This window comes from Geomobilimonas luticola, assembly GCF_018476905.1.
Classification (GTDB): Bacteria; Desulfobacterota; Desulfuromonadia; order Geobacterales; family Geobacteraceae; genus Geomobilimonas; species Geomobilimonas luticola.
On the sequence record NZ_JAHCVK010000001.1, the window covers coordinates 543,215 to 558,581 of the forward strand.

The window sequence follows — 15,367 nt, forward strand, 5'->3', positions numbered from 1 at the left end:
TCGGTCTGCAATTCTCTAGGGGGCCGGGGTTTCCCGTTTTTTCCGGGCCACGGCGTATTCCAGTGCCCGCCCCGCGTAATTCGCCAGGACTTCCAGCATGTCGACGGGGACGTCCGGGACCTCGTTTCGTCCAAAGTCGCCGTAGACGATGGCGATGGTTTTGCCGAAGCTTCTCAGGGGGAGCAGGAGCATGGTGGAACGGGCCGGAGCCCCGATGGCAGTGAACAGCTGTTCCCGGACCACCGGGTCGGTGGTCTCCCCGAAATAGACGGAACCCTCTTCGACAACGGTTCGGAACTGGGAAGGGGGGGCAAGGGATATCCGGAAGCCGAGGGGGGGGGCTGCTCCACGTCCTTTTTCCCCTTTGATCCCGAAGGATTTTTCGGCGATCAGTTCCTTCTCTCGGACGATCAGGGTGAGGGACCGCTCGAAGGAATCAGCGATGAACTGGAGGAGGGCGAAGGCGATATCCGGTGCCTCCTTCATCCCCCGCAGAGCCGATACGCTTGTCCTGAGCCGGCCGACGAGGTGGTCAGCCGGGGAGGGGATATACCCGCACAGGAACTCCAGCAAGGCTTCCAGAAAGCTTTTCATGTCCGGAACGAAGGAATTCCTCCGCTCCTTCAGGGAAGGGGCGGGAATAATTCCCCTGACACCATCTTTGTATGCCTGCATTGAAAAAGGGTAGTCGAGGGGGGAGGTGAGCTGGATAATGGCGACGCCGGGGAATTGTTTCCGGAGCTGCTGCCGGAGGGGGAGAATTTTTTCCTCGGGCAGGCCGTCAGGTTTTCCCGGCCGGTCGAGCACGAGGATCGGGGTTCTCCGTTTCGAGAGGAACTGGTCGATGATGTGCTCCAGATCCTGTTCATCGCTGCTGGCGAAGACATGGATCCCTTCCTGCTTGCAGACCGTCGTGATGCAGTAGGAAAGGATCTCGTCGGCGGTAAAGAGAATGACGGACGGTACCGGACCCCCCGTGGGGGCCGATTCCGCCCAGAAACGCACCGGCTTGTCGAGGAACGCCAGGAGTTCTTCCCCCTCATGCTGGGCCAGGCCCGACGCGGTTTCGGCCGGCATATCCTCTGTTCCGCCGCTCTCCGAGGACCGGTCGTCAAGGCTCGTGAAGACCGCGGGAATTTTTCGTTCCAGCTTGTCCAGGTCGCCCAGTCCCAGATCGTCAGCGGAAAGAAGGGACGACGGGGCACCCCCCGGCAGATCCCGTGCTGCAGGGGGCTCGTCTTCGGGGGACTCGTCTTCCAGTTCGCCGTCACGCATCTTCTCGTCATAGATGCGAAGGGCGTCCATCAGGATACTCTGGGTATCGACGTTGACTTCCATCCCCATCTTCCCCGGGTAGTACCGGTAATCGTCGGGGGTCGTCTGGCTCATCACATCCAGGCTGAAGGAGCCCCGCTTCCAGGTCAGCATCTCGACGATGGTCAGTTCGATGAGAAGTTCCAGCCCCTTGTAGGCGTCTTCCTCCTTTACGAGCCCCGCTTCCAGCAGCATGACAATCAGGGGTTTGCGGTCGTCGCCGGCCTGCTGTTGCTGCTGAAGGGTCTGGTCAAGGGTTTCGGGGGTGATGACGTTGAGGCTGATGAGGATTTCGCCGAGGCGGATGCTGCTGTTGAGATGGTTGGCGCTGACGATGTAGCCGTCCTTGAAGACCAGCTGGCTCTCTCCCTTGCGGCTCTGGACATTCAGCACGCCGGATTTTCTCGTCGCATGCAGGAGTTGTATCACGTCGACAATCGGCAGGTGTTCCAGGTCTCCGGTGAAAGACATCGGTGGCTCCTCTCTCGGCTGATGCGGCAAGAAAAAACATCCCCTGTGGGATTCCCGGCAGGAACAGGAATGATCCAAGGTGTCCCGTCGGTGCTTTCTGCGTCGAGCCGCACCATTAAACCGCAAAATGGCGAAACTTGCAAGCGGCAGACGCATTCTCCCTGAACCGCAGGTCGGGGCCTTCCGGCGCGCATCGTGCGGCACGGCACCGGGCCGGTTTGTCCCTGTTCCCGGAGTGCGTGGTTGAACAAGCAAAATGGTTGCCATATTTTCGCGGGTTTTTCGGTGCCACCCCTTGCATTAAAGCCATGCATCGCCCGGCAAAAATTGGTATACTGGTCCCCTTCTGGTATCATCCAACCCCGAAAGGAGTTCCCCGTGGAAACGATCCTCAACGACGTGGAGGTGCGGGTGCTCGGTTGCCTTGTGGAAAAGGAGCTGACCACGCCGGAATACTATCCCCTCTCTCTCAATGCCCTGACCAATGCCTGTAACCAGAAGTCCAACCGGGAGCCGGTGCTCGCCCTGGAGGAGGCCGACGTGGTGCGGGCCCTCGATTCCCTCCGCTTCAAGCAGCTGGCGCTGCAGTCTGCCGAAGGGGGGAGGGTGCCGAAGTACCGCCATGCCCTGGTGGAGAAGCTGCGTTTTCCTCCCGCAGAGCTGGCGGTTCTGGCCGAACTCCTGCTGCGCGGACCCCAGACGGTGGGCGAGCTGCGCACCCGGGCCGAACGGATGTATTCCTTTCCCGACCTGGCTGCCGTGGAGGGGGTTCTGGAAGAACTGCTGGCGCGCACGCCCCCCCTCGTGACCAAGCTCCCCCGCCAGCCGGGACGGAAGGAGTCGCGGTACGCCCATCTGTTTTCCGGCGAGCCGGAATTGACGGTGGAGTCGCTTTCCCCATCCCCTGAACCTGCCCGGCTCCGGGTGATGGCCGAAAACGACCGGATTGCCAGGATGGAAGAGGAAGTTGCCGGGCTCCGCCTGGAAGTTGCCGAATTGCGCCGGATGGTCAGGGAGTTCCAGTCCCAGTTTGAATAGAAGGGTGTCCATGCCGAACCCCGATTATCGTCACGAATCCGACGAATTTTGCCGACCGGTTCACCAGTTTCTGGCGCAGGTTACCCTTGCCGACATTGAGCGCGGTCTGGCGGGATACGTGCCTGAGCACCCCGCCACGCCGGGGTTGAACCATGCAGCCGTTGCCCTTGTCATCCGTGAAGGGACAGCCGGTCCGGAAGTCCTCTTCATCGAGCGGGCTTCCCGTTCTGGTGACCCCTGGTCGGGGGATATCGGGTTTCCCGGCGGCAAGGTGGAAGAGGGGGACGGCGGCCCACGGGAGGCAGCGGAGCGGGAAACCCGCGAAGAGCTTGACCTCGACCTCGACCATGCCCGTTATCTCGGCCGCCTTGCCGACATCGTCGGCGCCCACCTGCCGGTGCGGATCTCCTGCTTTGTCTACGGAACCGGGTCGGTCGGCCCGTTCAGTTTCAGCGATGAGGTGCGGGATGCTTTCTGGGTGCCGCTTGCCGAACTCGTGACCCCGACTCGCCACGTCATGGCACCGGTCCGTTTCGGCGCGAATACCTTCGAGCGCCCTTCCATCCGCCTTCCGGTGGCAGGAAAGCCGGTGCTCTGGGGGATTACCTATCGGCTCGTCATGCAGTTCCTGGAAATCATGGGGAATCACTTTCCGCCGCCGGACCCGTAACGGGTTCCGGGAGGCGGGTCGACAGCCGATACGGATTTGAAAAATACAGGGAGGTCATTGTGAGCGACGAAAAAAAATTGCCTGGCTGTGCCGCATGCAGTGCAGTCTGGCAGAAAAGCGGCACCACCAACTGCTGGAGCGGGGATCCGTCAACGGCACCCCCCCGGCCGGCAAACTGTCCGTCGAGTTCCAGTGAAGATGTGGTCAGGAATTCCTTTGACCGCTACACCGACGACAGCGAGGATGCCTGTCTCGCGTTTGTGGCGGCGAAGGTGGAAGGACTCTGCTATCAGCCGGTTCCGGGAAGCGACGCGGTCAATGCCCGCTGGACGAGGGTGGAGGATACCATTGCCCTGGCAAAGCTCATGGGGTGGAAGAGGATTGGTATCGCCACCTGTATCGGGCTTCTGTATGAAACGGAGAAGCTCACTGCCATTCTCCATGCCCAGGGGTTGGAGCCTCTGTCGGTCTGCTGCAAGGCGGGGAGCATCGACAAGCTCGAACTGGGGCTGGCGGAGAAAGACAAGGTCCGTCCCGGCACCTTCGAGCCCGCCTGCAATCCCATCGCCCAGGCCGAGCTCTGCAATCTGCACGGGACGGAGATGAACATCATCGTCGGCCTCTGCGTCGGTCACGACATGCTCTTTGCCAAGTATTCCAAGGCACCGGTGACGACCCTCGTCTGCAAGGACCGGGTGACGGGACATAATCCGGTGGCGGTGCTCTATGGCCAGAATTTTTATTACAAAAGGCTGCAGAAACAGCCAGTACTGACCGGGAAGGAGCAGGAATGACGGTGAACCGGGAAGAACTGGCCTTGCAGGTGGATGTGGCGGAGTGGGGGTGGCTGCGCCCCCATGGCGAGCGGGGTGGGCTTGTCGTAGTATCGCACCTGCTGGACCTGGCTGAGGTGGGAGCACGGGTGGCTGCGGACGACGCGGCCGCTATCCAGTCCTGGATCGCGGCCGGAGATCTGGGGAAACCGACGGACGCGCAACTGGTGGCATGGGATGCGGCTCCCGACCGGCGGTTCCGGATGCTGGTGGTGAGTCCCTATGTCCTGATTCAGGAACTGGTCAACTGATAGGTCCCTTCCCGCCGGTGCAGAGCCCCGCGGGGAGTGAGGGTGCTGGAGTAGAGATGGAACTCCGCCACCGGGAAAGGTGTGGCGGTGAACCACCGGTGCTCTTCTTCATAGGGGGCGAGCAGGTGGTGGGGAGTCCCCTTCAGGCGGGCCAGGGTGATGTGGGGAGAGAAGGGGCGTTCCTCCGGCGGGACACCCGCCCGGACAAGAGCTGCTTCTATCTCCCGTTGCAGAGACAGAAGCCGGAGGGAAAGGTCCATGCCGACCCAGAGAACCCGTCCCGGCCGGCCGAAATGTCCTACCTGGCGGAGGGTCAGACTGAAAGGCTCTTCGCGGACATGGCGTAACGCCGCGTCGATGTCCCTCTGCTGCTGCGCCTCGACGTCCCCGATGAACCGGAGGGTGAGGTGTAGCTGGTCACCTGCCACCCACCGTCCCCCCGGCAACTCCTTCCGCAGGCTCACCAGTTCCTCTCTGACGTTTCCCGGCAGATCAATGGCGACAAACAGTCGTGGCATGGCCATTCCCTCCGTTTACCGGGCGGCAACCTGTTGGTTGTCTCCTTCCATGTCCAGCAGGTGGCGCCCGTCGCTGGTGACGATGGCCGTCCCCAGCTGTGCGGATATGCGGTTGAGGTGGGCGATCACCGCGTCCCCCCGTCCGGATTCCAGAACCCTGGGCTGGAAGAGGACCGTGCTGTTCTGAACGTTGAGGGGGATGAATTCCACGCCCCGCACCCCCTCTTCCAGGGTGATCCGGGCGATGACGCTCTGCCGGGATGACGGACTCAGGCTGCCGAAGGCGAAGTTTCCCAGGCTGTACAGGATTACCCCGTCCTTGTAGCGTTCGATTCCCTGGAGAACGTGGGGGTGGTGGCCGAGCACGACGTCGGCACCGGCGTCGATTGCCCTGCGGGCGGCTGCGACCTGGCGGGAGTGGGGGCGTTCCGCCCCCTCAGTCCCCCAGTGAAACGAGACGATGACGTAATCCGCCGTCTGTCGGGCTTTGGCAATATCGTCCGCGAAGAAAGGTGAATAGCCTGGGGCCGTGCCGGGGCGGCGGTCAGTGGCGTAGAACTCCTGGGGAAGGGTGAGGGAATAGGCGAGAAAGGCGAGCCGTTTTCCCTTGACGGTGATGGTTGCCGCCCGGCGGGCCGCTTCAAGCGTGTCGCCGGCGCCGGCATGGAGGATGCCGTGCCGGTCCAGAAGGTCGGCGGTGTCCCGGAGGCCTTCATAACCGTAATCGAGCATATGGTTGTTGGCCAGGGTCAGCACGGTGAATCCCGCCTCTCTGAGGGCGGTCGCTGCCGCCGGGTCGGCCCGGAAGCGGAACCGCTTGTCACGGAACTCCCGGCCGCGGCTGGTAAGGGGGGCTTCCAGGTTGCCGATGGCCAGGTCGCCCCGCTGCAGGTGGTGACGGGTAGCTGCAAAGGGGTAGTCATAGCCTAACCGGGCATAGGTCGGGGTGCCGCTCCCCGCCAGCATGATGTCGCCAACGGCATTGAGCACGATTTCTTCCCCCCTGGCGAAGGTGGGAAAGGTACAGAGGCAGAGGCAGCCGAGCAGGACAGCTTGTCGCAGCATGATGTGGTTCCGATCGGGCGGCAGGATAATAATTGTTGACGGGTCGCCGTGCAAATGCTACAAAATATAGCTTTATTTATCAGAAAGTAAAGGCCTTTCCCCATGCTGGACGCGAAATACATCCGGGACAATCTGGAGCAGGTAGAGGCACGACTGGCGACCCGCGGCGGCGGTGTTTCCCTTGCCGGCTTCCGTCAGCTGGATGAGCGGCGCCGCGAGCTTTTGCTGCAGAGCGAGACACTCAAGGCGTTACGCAACAAGGTGTCCGAAGAGATAAGCCGGATAAAGGACAAGAGCCAGGCCCAGGACCGCATTGCCGAAATGCGCGAGGTTTCCCAGCAGGTAAAGGGGCTGGACGACCAGCTGCGGGTGGTGGAGGAGGAGTTGCAGCAGATTCTGCTGACCGTCCCCAATATCCCCCACCAGGACGTCCCCCGCGGTTCTTCCGAAGCGGACAACGTTGAGATGCGGAAATGGGGCGTTCCGGCAGGCTTCGCCTTCACTCCCAGGCCCCACTGGGAACTGGGTGAGTCCCTGGGAATTCTCGATTTCGAGCGGGGCGCCAAGATTACCGGTGCCCGCTTCACCCTCTCCCGGGGATTGGGTGCCCGGCTGGAGCGTGCGCTCATTAACTTCATGCTCGATCTCCATACGGAGAGGCACAATTATGTTGAAATGCTTCCTCCCTTTATGGTAAACAGGGAAAGCATGACCGGCACCGGCCAGTTGCCGAAGTTCGAAGATGACCTGTTCCATCTGGACAGCCCTGATTATTTCCTGATCCCCACGGCAGAAGTGCCGGTCACCAATATCCACCGGGGGGAAATTCTCCGGGGGGCGGAGCTTCCCGTGAAGTACACGGCCTATACCCCCTGTTTCAGGAAAGAGGCCGGTTCCTACGGAAAGGACACCCGCGGTCTCATTCGCCAGCACCAGTTCAACAAAGTGGAGCTGGTCAAGTTCGTCAAGCCGGGTGAGTCGGATGCGGAACTGGAAAAACTGCTGTCGGATGCGGAAGCGGTTCTCCAGTCGCTGGAGCTTCCCTACCGGGTGATGGCGCTCTGTACGGCCGATCTCGGCTTTTCCGCGACGAAGACTTACGATATCGAGGTCTGGCTACCGGGACAGGACACCTACCGCGAGATATCTTCCTGCAGCAGCTTCGGTGATTTCCAGGCGCGGCGGGCAGGCATCAAATACCGTGAGGACGACAAGGCAAAACCGGAGTTCGTCCATACCCTGAATGGTTCCGGTCTGGCCGTAGGCCGGACGCTCGTGGCCATCCTCGAGAACTACCAGCAGGAGGATGGCACGGTAGTCATCCCCGGGGTGCTGCGCCCCTACATGGGTGGGGTTGAAAGAATCGGCTAGCTTCCGGAGGGATGGCCGAGTGGTTTAAGGCGGCGGTCTTGAAAACCGTTGAACGAAAGTTCCGTGGGTTCGAATCCTACTCCCTCCGCCATTTAATGACGAAGCAGATTCCTGGAGAGATGGCCGAGTAGGCCGAAGGCGCTCGCCTGCTAAGCGAGTATACTGGGAAACCGGTATCGAGGGTTCGAATCCCTCTCTCTCCGCCATAAATTAAGGCATCGCGGCTTGCCGCTTGCTAAGGAGGATATGGTGAAGTACACGCTGAGATTCATGCTGCTTGCCCTGCTAATCCTGGCGGCAGCAGGTTGCAGCAAGAAGGAAGAGAAGAAGGCTGGCGACATGGCTGCACCCCACGGTCAGACCCAGCGCAAAGAGTCGGTGGTCGTTGTCCCCGACAACGTAAAGGGGAAATGGAAAGCGGTCAAAATTGCGGTAACTGACAAGACTGCCAATAAAGAGGTGGTCTATACCATGCCCATCGGCGCCGATTTTCCCCTTCCCGGCAGCGACATGGTCGTCAGGGTGGAGAACTTCCTCCCCCAATTCAGCATGGAGGGGACGACCCTTACGTCCCAGTCCAACGAACCCAAAAACCCCGCTGCGCAGGTGCGGATCATGGAGGGGGGGAAAGAGCTCTTCAAGGGCTGGCTGTTTTCCCTCTATCCGACAACCCATGCGTTTCAGCATCCCAAGTATGGTTTTACCCTGGTCGATTTCGTACCGGCCAGTTAGGACAGCACGCGCTTGTAGCTCAGCTGGATAGAGCAACGGACTACGAATCCGTAGGTCGGGAGTTCGAATCTCTCCAAGCGCGCCATTTAATCAGATGAAAGACGATGTGTACTGGATGGGGATCGCGCTCCGCGAGGCCAACAAGGCCGCTGACCTGGGTGAGGTCCCCATCGGCGCTGTGGTGGTAAGGGATGGCAGTGTGCTCGGCCGAGGCCACAATCTGCGCGAGTCACGCCATGATCCCACGGCCCATGCCGAAATGATCGCCATCCGTCAGGCAGCCCGCAGGTCAGACAACTGGCGGTTATCCGGAGCGACCCTCTACGTGACCGTTGAACCCTGTGTCATGTGCATGGGGGGAATACTCCTGGCACGGATAGACCGGGTCGTTTTCGGCTGCCACGACCCGAAGGCGGGTGCCGCGGGATCCCTCTACGATCTCTCCGCCGATTCCCGGCTCAATCACCGGGTTACGTTGACCGCCGGCGTGCGGGGCGCGGAGTGTGCGGCTACCATCAGCAGTTTCTTTGCGAGCCTGCGGAAGCGGAAACGGCAGCAAAAGGATACGATTGACTGACTGGAGAGATGGCCGAGTGGTCGAAGGCGCCTGACTCGAAATCAGGTGTGGGGGTGACTCCACCTAGGGTTCGAATCCCTATCTCTCCGCCATAAACCCTTTACAAACCGTCACGGTTTGTACTATAGTTCCCCTTCACGGAGAGATGTCCGAGAGGTTGAAGGAGCACGCCTGGAAAGCGTGTGTACGTTAATAGCGTACCGAGGGTTCGAATCCCTCTCTCTCCGCCAGTAAACAATCCAGCATCGTCCGATGCGGTCCAAAAGCCCCCGAGAAATCAGGGGCTTTTTGCTTTTTATCGTCCAGCCATATCCTGCCTCGTCTTTTGACATCCGGCGTTTTTTATGGTATTTTTACACCCATAATACCACAAAAAATTTCTGATACCATAAAAACCGGGGGATATATGCCAAAGCGTGTAATTCCGCTGACCGACGTCCAGGTTAAGAACGCAAAGCCCAAAGAGAAAGACTATAAGCTCGCTGATGGTTTCGGCCTGGTGTTGCTCGTAAAGAAAACAGGCGGGAAGCTTTGGCACTTCAACTATACCTACGGGGGGAAGCAGTTGCTGCTATCCCTCGGCACCTACCCTGAAATCACTCTCGCAGAAGCCCGTCAGCGGCGTGAAGATGCCCGCAAACTTCTTGCCCACGGAATAAGCCCCGGGGAAGCCCGCAAAGCAGAAAAACAGTCGCAGACCCAAGAAACGGAGACCTTTGAGGCAATCGCCCTGGAGTGGTACAACCGCCAGGTGCCGGTATGGGCTGCCACCCATGCCGCAACGGTGATCGCTCGTCTGAAACGCGACGTGTTCCCCCATGTCGGCGCCAGACCGATTGCCGAACTGAAAGCGACCGACATGCTCCAGGTCTTCCGGCGTATCGAAGCTCGTGAGAAAATCGAGACCGCGCACCGGGTGAAATCCATCTGCGGTCAGGTATTCCGCTATGCCGTCGCCACCGGCCGGGCCGAACGCGATTGCACGGCCGACCTGAGAGGCACGCTGACACCGGTCATTCCCAAACACCACGCGGCCCTGACCGATCCGAAGGACGTAGCCCCCTTCCTGCGTGCCATCGATGATTACAGCGGCTCGTTCATCGTCAAATGCGCCCTGCGCCTGTCGGCTCTCGTTTTCCTCCGACCGGGGGAATTACGCTTGGCGGAATGGACGGAATTTGATCTGGATGCGGGCGAATGGAACGTGCCGATCGAACGTATGAAGCTCAAGAAGCGTCTGAAGGAGTCCCGCAAAGGTGAAAAGCACCTTGTTCCGCTGGCACGGCAGGCGGTAGAGGTGCTGAAAGAGCTTCACAAGGTGACCGGCAGCGGCAAGTATCTCTTTCCGAGCATGAATACCAGCCTGAAGCCAATCAGCGATGTTACGGTCAATCATGCGATCCGTCGCATGGGGTATGAAAAAGGCGAGATGACCGCCCACGGATTCAGGGCCATGGCCCGGACAATCCTTGAGGAAGTTTTGCATGTTCAGCCTGAGATCATCGAGCATCAACTGGCTCATGTTGTCAGGGATTCGCTCGGACGCGCCTACAATCGCACGACTCACCTGGCGGCACGAAAAAAGATGATGCAGACGTGGGCCGACTACCTCGATAACCTGAAATCCGGAGCAAAAGTCATACAGATATCTGAGCGGTCCGCAGGCTGAAGAATTATTTGTTGTTTCCGGATGTTTCTGGTTGTAACATATTGTTTTAATTGTTTTTTATCGAAAAATGTCCTTGACGCAATCGGCTGAGACGGTATTATAACGTCTCAAATTGATTGATCCGGTCCGGCATGGCGGGCCAACGGTCACGGCATAGACCCGGCAGCAGCAATACTCGGCCTGCTGTCTTAAGGATTGGGTCTCCCATGCATCAACATGCAACGGCCATTTCCCCGAAACGGGGGTAGTGGCCGTTTTTTGTTTTTCCGGCCGGGGATTAGGAGCAGGTGAATTGAATGCCGAGGCACCTTCCCCCCAGGAAGATATTACAGGTAGAGGACAGTATGCTCCAAAGCAGTCCTGAAGCATCCGTTAATTGCACACAGAATCAAGGAGGTTTTATGCACAGCACTTTGCCCGAGACCGGTTTTGTCCGACTGCCCAACATCATCGGCGACGCAAAGGCCGACCCACCCATCCCACCTCTGTATCCTGTCAGTCGTTCCACCTGGTGGGAAGGTGTGCGAACCGGGCGCTATCCCCAGCCGGTAAAACTCGGTCCAAGGATAACAGCCTGGCGGGTTGAGGATATCCGATCACTGATCGCCCGCGACATGCATGTCGAATAGCCGTGCCTGGTCGAGGGAAGACAACATGACCGCTGCTGGAACCGTTACCAAACTCGCCTCCTGCCGCGGCGAGGACGACGACACCCAGGCCGCCGAAATGTCAGTACTGGGAGCCATGCTGCTGGATCAGGACTGTATCCCGAAGGTCACGGCCCTGATATCCGAAAGCGATTTTCATCAAGAAAGCAACCGGCTGGTCTTCGCTCTGCTGGTGACACTGCATCGTGAAAATATCCCGGCCGACCTGGTGACAGTCTGTCACCGACTGAAGGAGGAAGGTAATCTGGAGCGGATCGGCGGCGGCGCCTATGTCGCCGAGCTGGTTGATTTCACCCCATCATCGGCAAATGTGGCCTATTACGCCAGGATTGTCCGCAAACGAGCCCGGGAGCGGAAGATCGGCAGCATGGCCCATGAACTTGCCATGGACCCCGGCAGTCTGCAGAAGATATTGCCCCGCCTGTCCGAGCTGCGTGATGAAGAACAGAACAGTGAACCGGGGCGGCAGCTCAAGGTGTTAAGCCTCCAGGAACTTCTGCAGATCAGCTTCCCCGAGCGCGAAAACCTTCTCTTCCCCATCATCCTCACTCAGAGCCTCAGCATGATTCACGCCTGGCGCGGTCTGGGTAAGACCCATATCGGCCTCGGGATCGCCTATGCCGTTGCCAATGGCGGTACATTTCTCAAGTGGCACTCTCCCAGGCCGCGAGGTGTCCTCTACCTCGATGGAGAAATGCCGGGCCGAGCCTTGCAGGAGCGGCTGGCCGCCATAAATGCCGCCAGTGACCGAGAACCATTGCCGGACTATTTCCGTATCATCACTCCCGATCTGCAGGAGGCGGGGACTATGCCGGACCTCTCCACCATTGAGGGGCAGACAGCGGTCAACAGTATGCTGACACCGGAAACCGCCCTGATAGTTGTCGACAACATCAGTTGCCTCTGCCGCTCCGGCAGGGAGAACGAAGCAGAAAGCTGGCTTCCGGTCCAAGGGTGGGCGTTGCGGCAGCGGGCGGCAGGTCGGGCGGTCCTCTTCATTCACCATAGCGGTAAAAATGGTGAGCAGCGGGGAGCCAGCAAGCGGGAGGACATGCTTGATACGGTCATCAAGCTGAAACGCCCGGTCGATTACGAACCGAGCAAGGGGGCCGTTTTTGAGGTGATCTTCGAGAAGGCCCGCCATCTCAAGGGGGAGGACACCGCCAGCTTCGAGGCACAGCTGACCACAAACGCGCTCACTGGCCTTCAGGAGTGGATCTACAAGGATGTTGCGCAGACCTCTTTCGAGAGGGTGGTAACCCTGGCCAACGAGGGGATGTCCCAGTACGAGATTGCCAGTGAACTGCAGATCAACAAATCGAATGTCAGCCGGCACTGGAATAAAGCGGTCGAGCAGGGACTGATAACGAAAGGCAAAAAGTGACAGTTGCGCGGTTGCGCTCTCTATAGGGGCGCAACAACGCAACTCTCCAGTCAACGGGATACAAGCAGTGCAACTATCTGCCGCACATTGAGGATCATGCTGCTGCACGAAGTGAAATCTGAGAAGAGTCCGGTCTGGAGCCTGTCCCCCATACCCGCTGTTCGAGGTTGGTCAGATTTCAGGTTCTGGTTTTCCCCCTCGTTTTCCGCGCTGTGTCAGTCTGCACCGCCACAGTCTGGATTATTGAAAATCCTGATTCTTCTCAACCTGACGCGACATTTTCAGGAGGAACACTCAATGAGTCATGAAACAGAGACATTCAACGCTCAAGCTGAGGTTGATCGGGTCCGTCAGCGGCGCGCCGAGGCACGGCGCAAGCTGTACCGCAAGAGCCGACTCGACCGTTACCGTGCGGAACTGGTCGCCATGAAACAGGCCGGCGCCTCGTGTGCCGATCTGGCCGAATGGTTACGAACATACCACCGGCTGAAAATCCATCGCAGCTCCATCGACCGTTACCTGAAAAAACTGCCGGAACTGGCATCGCCTGGGGAAATCTGATGCCGAGTTTCCGTTCGCCCAAGTCGCAATCGGATCACGCCGTCTCGCAGAAGGTCTCCCTGGGCACAGGGCGTCACGATCACCGGGACGATGGCAGGATTCACAGTGTCGGCACGGCACGCAATTACGGCACTTCGCTCAAGGGTAGCGCCAGGTACATGCGGGAAAACCGGCTGGGAGACCTCCGTAACATGACGCCGGAGATCGCTATGCGCTATCTGGAGTCCCGGGCGGCAACAGTTTCCCAGAAAACCTTGGATCTCGACCGACAGGCGCTTCAGATGCACCTCGGCGTTAAACTCGATGTCGTAAAGAGTCAGGTCGAAACGAAACTCTCCACTCGGAGCTACACCCCAACCCAGGTGCAGCGCATTGCCGCCGCCCAGTCGGAAAAGAACAGCCTGGCAACACAGATTGCATACTGTGCCGGCCTGCGGGCGCACGAGTTGCTGACGATCCGGTCGGTAGGGGAACAGCAGCCGTCGAGCCATCGGGTCTGGAGTCAGGAGCGCTTCAGCGGGAGAGATGGCGTGCGGTACACCGTCACGGGCAAGGGAGGTCTTGTCAGAGAGATCCTGCTGTCGAAGGAATTGGCTGCTCGGCTGGAGGAAACCCGTCTCGTGGAGCCGCGGCAGGTAATCGACCGTGGCGTGAACTACATCCAGCATTACGACATCGGCGGTGGCCGGACCTGGAGTCAGAGTTTTTCGTCAGCCAGTCAGCGGGAGTTGGGTTTTTCCACCGGAGCGCATGGCCTGCGCCACAGCTATGCCCAGGAACGGATGGAAGAATTGCAGCGAAACGGTATGAATTACGATGATGCAAAAGGAACTGTCGCCCAAGAGGTCGGGCATTTCGAATCAAATACTACGGAGGCATATTTAAGATGAGTTTTCCTGATTATGAAAAAATGCAGGCTAAATCCAGGATGAACATGGCACGGATACTGATTGCGATTGTGATGTTTATTCTGTTCTGTTGGCTGAACTGGTGGGTTATGCCGAACCTGGCAATAGTACGTCTCGATGAGAAGGGGGTCCAGATGCCAAAGACGTGCTATATACTCATGGGGCAGAAAGACAACAAGTTCCTCGGCTACAGAATAATCAAGGGAATGGAATACGGTTGGGACGGTGTGCCTGCCGCCTGGCCGTATATGGTGGCCGGCATTATCCCGGCTCTGGGCATTGGTTTCTGTATCGGTGAACTTGCCCGACGAAAATTCGCGATTGCAGAGGTTTCCCAGAAAGCACTTTTAGAAGCCAATCAGATCAAATTAGATGCCTGGAAAACGGACTTTGAGGCACAGGATATAATCCGTGAGGCCAAAAAATTGAATAGCGAGCTTTACAGTTTGAAAAATCGCCTTCACGAAGATTTGATGATTTGTCGTGCTGTAACGGTAAATTCAGAAGAAAAAATCCGTAAGTGTGACGAGAAGCTTGGAGAAATACCAAAAGTCGAACGGGAACTGGAAAAGGCCAGGAATGCCCTTGCAAAATTCAATCGAAACAAGAAGGGCAACACTTGACGGTAGTGGGCTAGATTGGCTAAAATTACTTCATATATAACGCACCGTGGCGTTCTGTCTCCCTTGAGACACACGGTGGCTTGCAGAGCCGGCCTTCAGGCAAATCTGCAGGTTCTATCCAGACCGGCATACAGTGCGAAGGATAGCAGCGGTGAACAGTCCCACGCTGAACAGTATGGGGGCGAATCGGGAAGGAGACTTCTCGCGGTGGTCAACGATCATCGGCCTCGGCAGCAAAGCTGACCGTATGGCAATCTAACGCAACGCAACTCCTGACAACATGGCAGATTTGGAATGAGGCTCCTTACCCGGAGCCTTTTTCATTTTGGGGTTGGCTAATATTCAGCATCCATAACATTCCCCCTTTTGGGCTACCGAACTGCATGGTGGCTGTTTTGGCTACCAATTTGGTACCAAATATGGGGAGCTTTTTGCCACCTTCAGTCAATGGCGCATTCTTGGTTACAAAAATGGTACCATCAATGCGCCATTGCCTGACGCCGAAATCATGCCATGATAATCGGCAAAATATTAGGCAAAAAATCACATGCAAAATCATAATAATTCAATAATATCAGCATATATTGTAAACATACTATCGGCAAAATAATCGGCAGTTGCAGACATATCACTTTGCTACCTCTCAATTATACTGTTGCATATGCCCTTCAAATACATTACAGTAACCTCCGTTACATTAAAATTGAGAGACGG

Annotated in this window: 16 protein-coding genes and 5 tRNA genes; 18 read left to right on the top strand and 3 right to left on the bottom strand. The window is 58.2% G+C overall.

Annotated elements, in window-relative coordinates; all coding sequences use genetic code 11:
- Window positions 1-15: 15 nt before the first annotated feature.
- Window positions 16-1,785, bottom strand: a complete 1,770-nt coding sequence (locus KI810_RS02585) for a DUF4388 domain-containing protein (protein WP_214173916.1) — start codon at window positions 1,783-1,785, stop codon at window positions 16-18.
- 378 nt (window positions 1,786-2,163) lie between these two features.
- Here KI810_RS02585 and KI810_RS02590 point away from each other — a divergent pair, with 378 nt between their 5' ends.
- From KI810_RS02590 to KI810_RS02605, 4 genes are read left to right on the top strand one after another with little or no spacing between them, the layout of a single operon-like run.
- On the top strand, window positions 2,164-2,823 hold the full coding sequence (locus KI810_RS02590) for a YceH family protein (protein WP_214173917.1): 660 nt from the start codon (window positions 2,164-2,166) through the stop codon (window positions 2,821-2,823).
- A 10-nt stretch (window positions 2,824-2,833) separates the two neighbouring features.
- A complete protein-coding gene (locus KI810_RS02595; RefSeq protein WP_214173918.1) occupies window positions 2,834-3,493 on the top strand; it encodes an NUDIX hydrolase in 660 nt (219 codons plus the stop codon).
- Between the two features lie 59 nt (window positions 3,494-3,552).
- Window positions 3,553-4,287, top strand: a complete 735-nt coding sequence (locus tag KI810_RS02600; protein WP_214173919.1) for a DUF1847 domain-containing protein — start codon at window positions 3,553-3,555, stop codon at window positions 4,285-4,287.
- The gene (locus KI810_RS02605; RefSeq protein WP_214173920.1) at window positions 4,284-4,577 is read left to right on the top strand and encodes a DUF2288 domain-containing protein; all 294 of its coding nucleotides are present in this window, start codon (window positions 4,284-4,286) and stop codon (window positions 4,575-4,577) included. Before KI810_RS02600 ends, KI810_RS02605 begins: the two co-directional genes overlap by 4 nt.
- On the opposite strand, the gene thpR is transcribed toward KI810_RS02605, so the two are convergent.
- On the bottom strand, window positions 4,559-5,095 hold the full coding sequence (gene thpR / locus KI810_RS02610) for an RNA 2',3'-cyclic phosphodiesterase (RefSeq protein WP_214173921.1): 537 nt from the start codon (window positions 5,093-5,095) through the stop codon (window positions 4,559-4,561). The two genes, KI810_RS02605 and thpR, sit on opposite strands and share 19 nt — an antisense overlap.
- Window positions 5,096-5,110: 15 nt before the next feature.
- The gene (locus KI810_RS02615) at window positions 5,111-6,160 is read right to left on the bottom strand and encodes a CapA family protein (RefSeq protein ID WP_214173922.1); all 1,050 of its coding nucleotides are present in this window, start codon (window positions 6,158-6,160) and stop codon (window positions 5,111-5,113) included.
- Window positions 6,161-6,262: 102 nt separating this feature from the next.
- Between KI810_RS02615 and serS the strand changes: the two genes are divergently transcribed.
- The 14 genes from serS (at window position 6,263) to KI810_RS02685 (ending at window position 14,653) form a co-directional block, all read left to right on the top strand.
- Window positions 6,263-7,531, top strand: coding sequence for a serine--tRNA ligase (serS, locus tag KI810_RS02620; RefSeq protein ID WP_214173923.1), 1,269 nt, complete (start codon window positions 6,263-6,265; stop codon window positions 7,529-7,531).
- 5 nt (window positions 7,532-7,536) lie between these two features.
- Window positions 7,537-7,622 (top strand) — tRNA-Ser (locus KI810_RS02625).
- Between the two features lie 22 nt (window positions 7,623-7,644).
- A tRNA-Ser gene (locus tag KI810_RS02630) sits at window positions 7,645-7,737 on the top strand.
- A 40-nt stretch (window positions 7,738-7,777) separates the two neighbouring features.
- Window positions 7,778-8,263 carry a DUF2155 domain-containing protein gene (locus KI810_RS02635; protein ID WP_246525117.1) on the top strand — a complete coding sequence of 162 codons (486 nt, stop codon included), beginning with the start codon at window positions 7,778-7,780 and terminating at the stop codon, window positions 8,261-8,263.
- A gap of 8 nt (window positions 8,264-8,271) precedes the next feature.
- Window positions 8,272-8,348: transfer RNA gene (locus KI810_RS02640), tRNA-Arg, on the top strand.
- Between the two features lie 9 nt (window positions 8,349-8,357).
- Window positions 8,358-8,840, top strand: a complete 483-nt coding sequence (gene tadA, locus KI810_RS02645; protein ID WP_214173924.1) for a tRNA adenosine(34) deaminase TadA — start codon at window positions 8,358-8,360, stop codon at window positions 8,838-8,840.
- Between the two features lie 2 nt (window positions 8,841-8,842).
- Window positions 8,843-8,932 (top strand) — tRNA-Ser (locus tag KI810_RS02650).
- 47 nt (window positions 8,933-8,979) lie between these two features.
- A tRNA-Ser gene (locus KI810_RS02655) sits at window positions 8,980-9,070 on the top strand.
- 176 nt (window positions 9,071-9,246) lie between these two features.
- Window positions 9,247-10,509 carry a tyrosine-type recombinase/integrase gene (locus KI810_RS02660; protein ID WP_214173925.1) on the top strand — a complete coding sequence of 421 codons (1,263 nt, stop codon included), beginning with the start codon at window positions 9,247-9,249 and terminating at the stop codon, window positions 10,507-10,509.
- 401 nt (window positions 10,510-10,910) lie between these two features.
- Window positions 10,911-11,138: a helix-turn-helix transcriptional regulator gene (locus tag KI810_RS02665; protein WP_214173926.1), complete on the top strand. Its 228-nt coding sequence runs from the start codon at window positions 10,911-10,913 to the stop codon at window positions 11,136-11,138.
- 25 nt (window positions 11,139-11,163) lie between these two features.
- On the top strand, window positions 11,164-12,561 hold the full coding sequence (locus KI810_RS02670) for a DnaB-like helicase N-terminal domain-containing protein (protein WP_214173927.1): 1,398 nt from the start codon (window positions 11,164-11,166) through the stop codon (window positions 12,559-12,561).
- Between the two features lie 297 nt (window positions 12,562-12,858).
- Window positions 12,859-13,122 carry a hypothetical protein gene (locus KI810_RS02675; RefSeq protein WP_214173928.1) on the top strand — a complete coding sequence of 88 codons (264 nt, stop codon included), beginning with the start codon at window positions 12,859-12,861 and terminating at the stop codon, window positions 13,120-13,122.
- Window positions 13,122-14,012, top strand: a complete 891-nt coding sequence (locus KI810_RS02680; protein ID WP_214173929.1) for a site-specific integrase — start codon at window positions 13,122-13,124, stop codon at window positions 14,010-14,012. Before KI810_RS02675 ends, KI810_RS02680 begins: the two co-directional genes overlap by 1 nt.
- Window positions 14,009-14,653: a hypothetical protein gene (locus KI810_RS02685; RefSeq protein WP_214173930.1), complete on the top strand. Its 645-nt coding sequence runs from the start codon at window positions 14,009-14,011 to the stop codon at window positions 14,651-14,653. Before KI810_RS02680 ends, KI810_RS02685 begins: the two co-directional genes overlap by 4 nt.
- Window positions 14,654-15,367 lie beyond the last annotated feature (714 nt).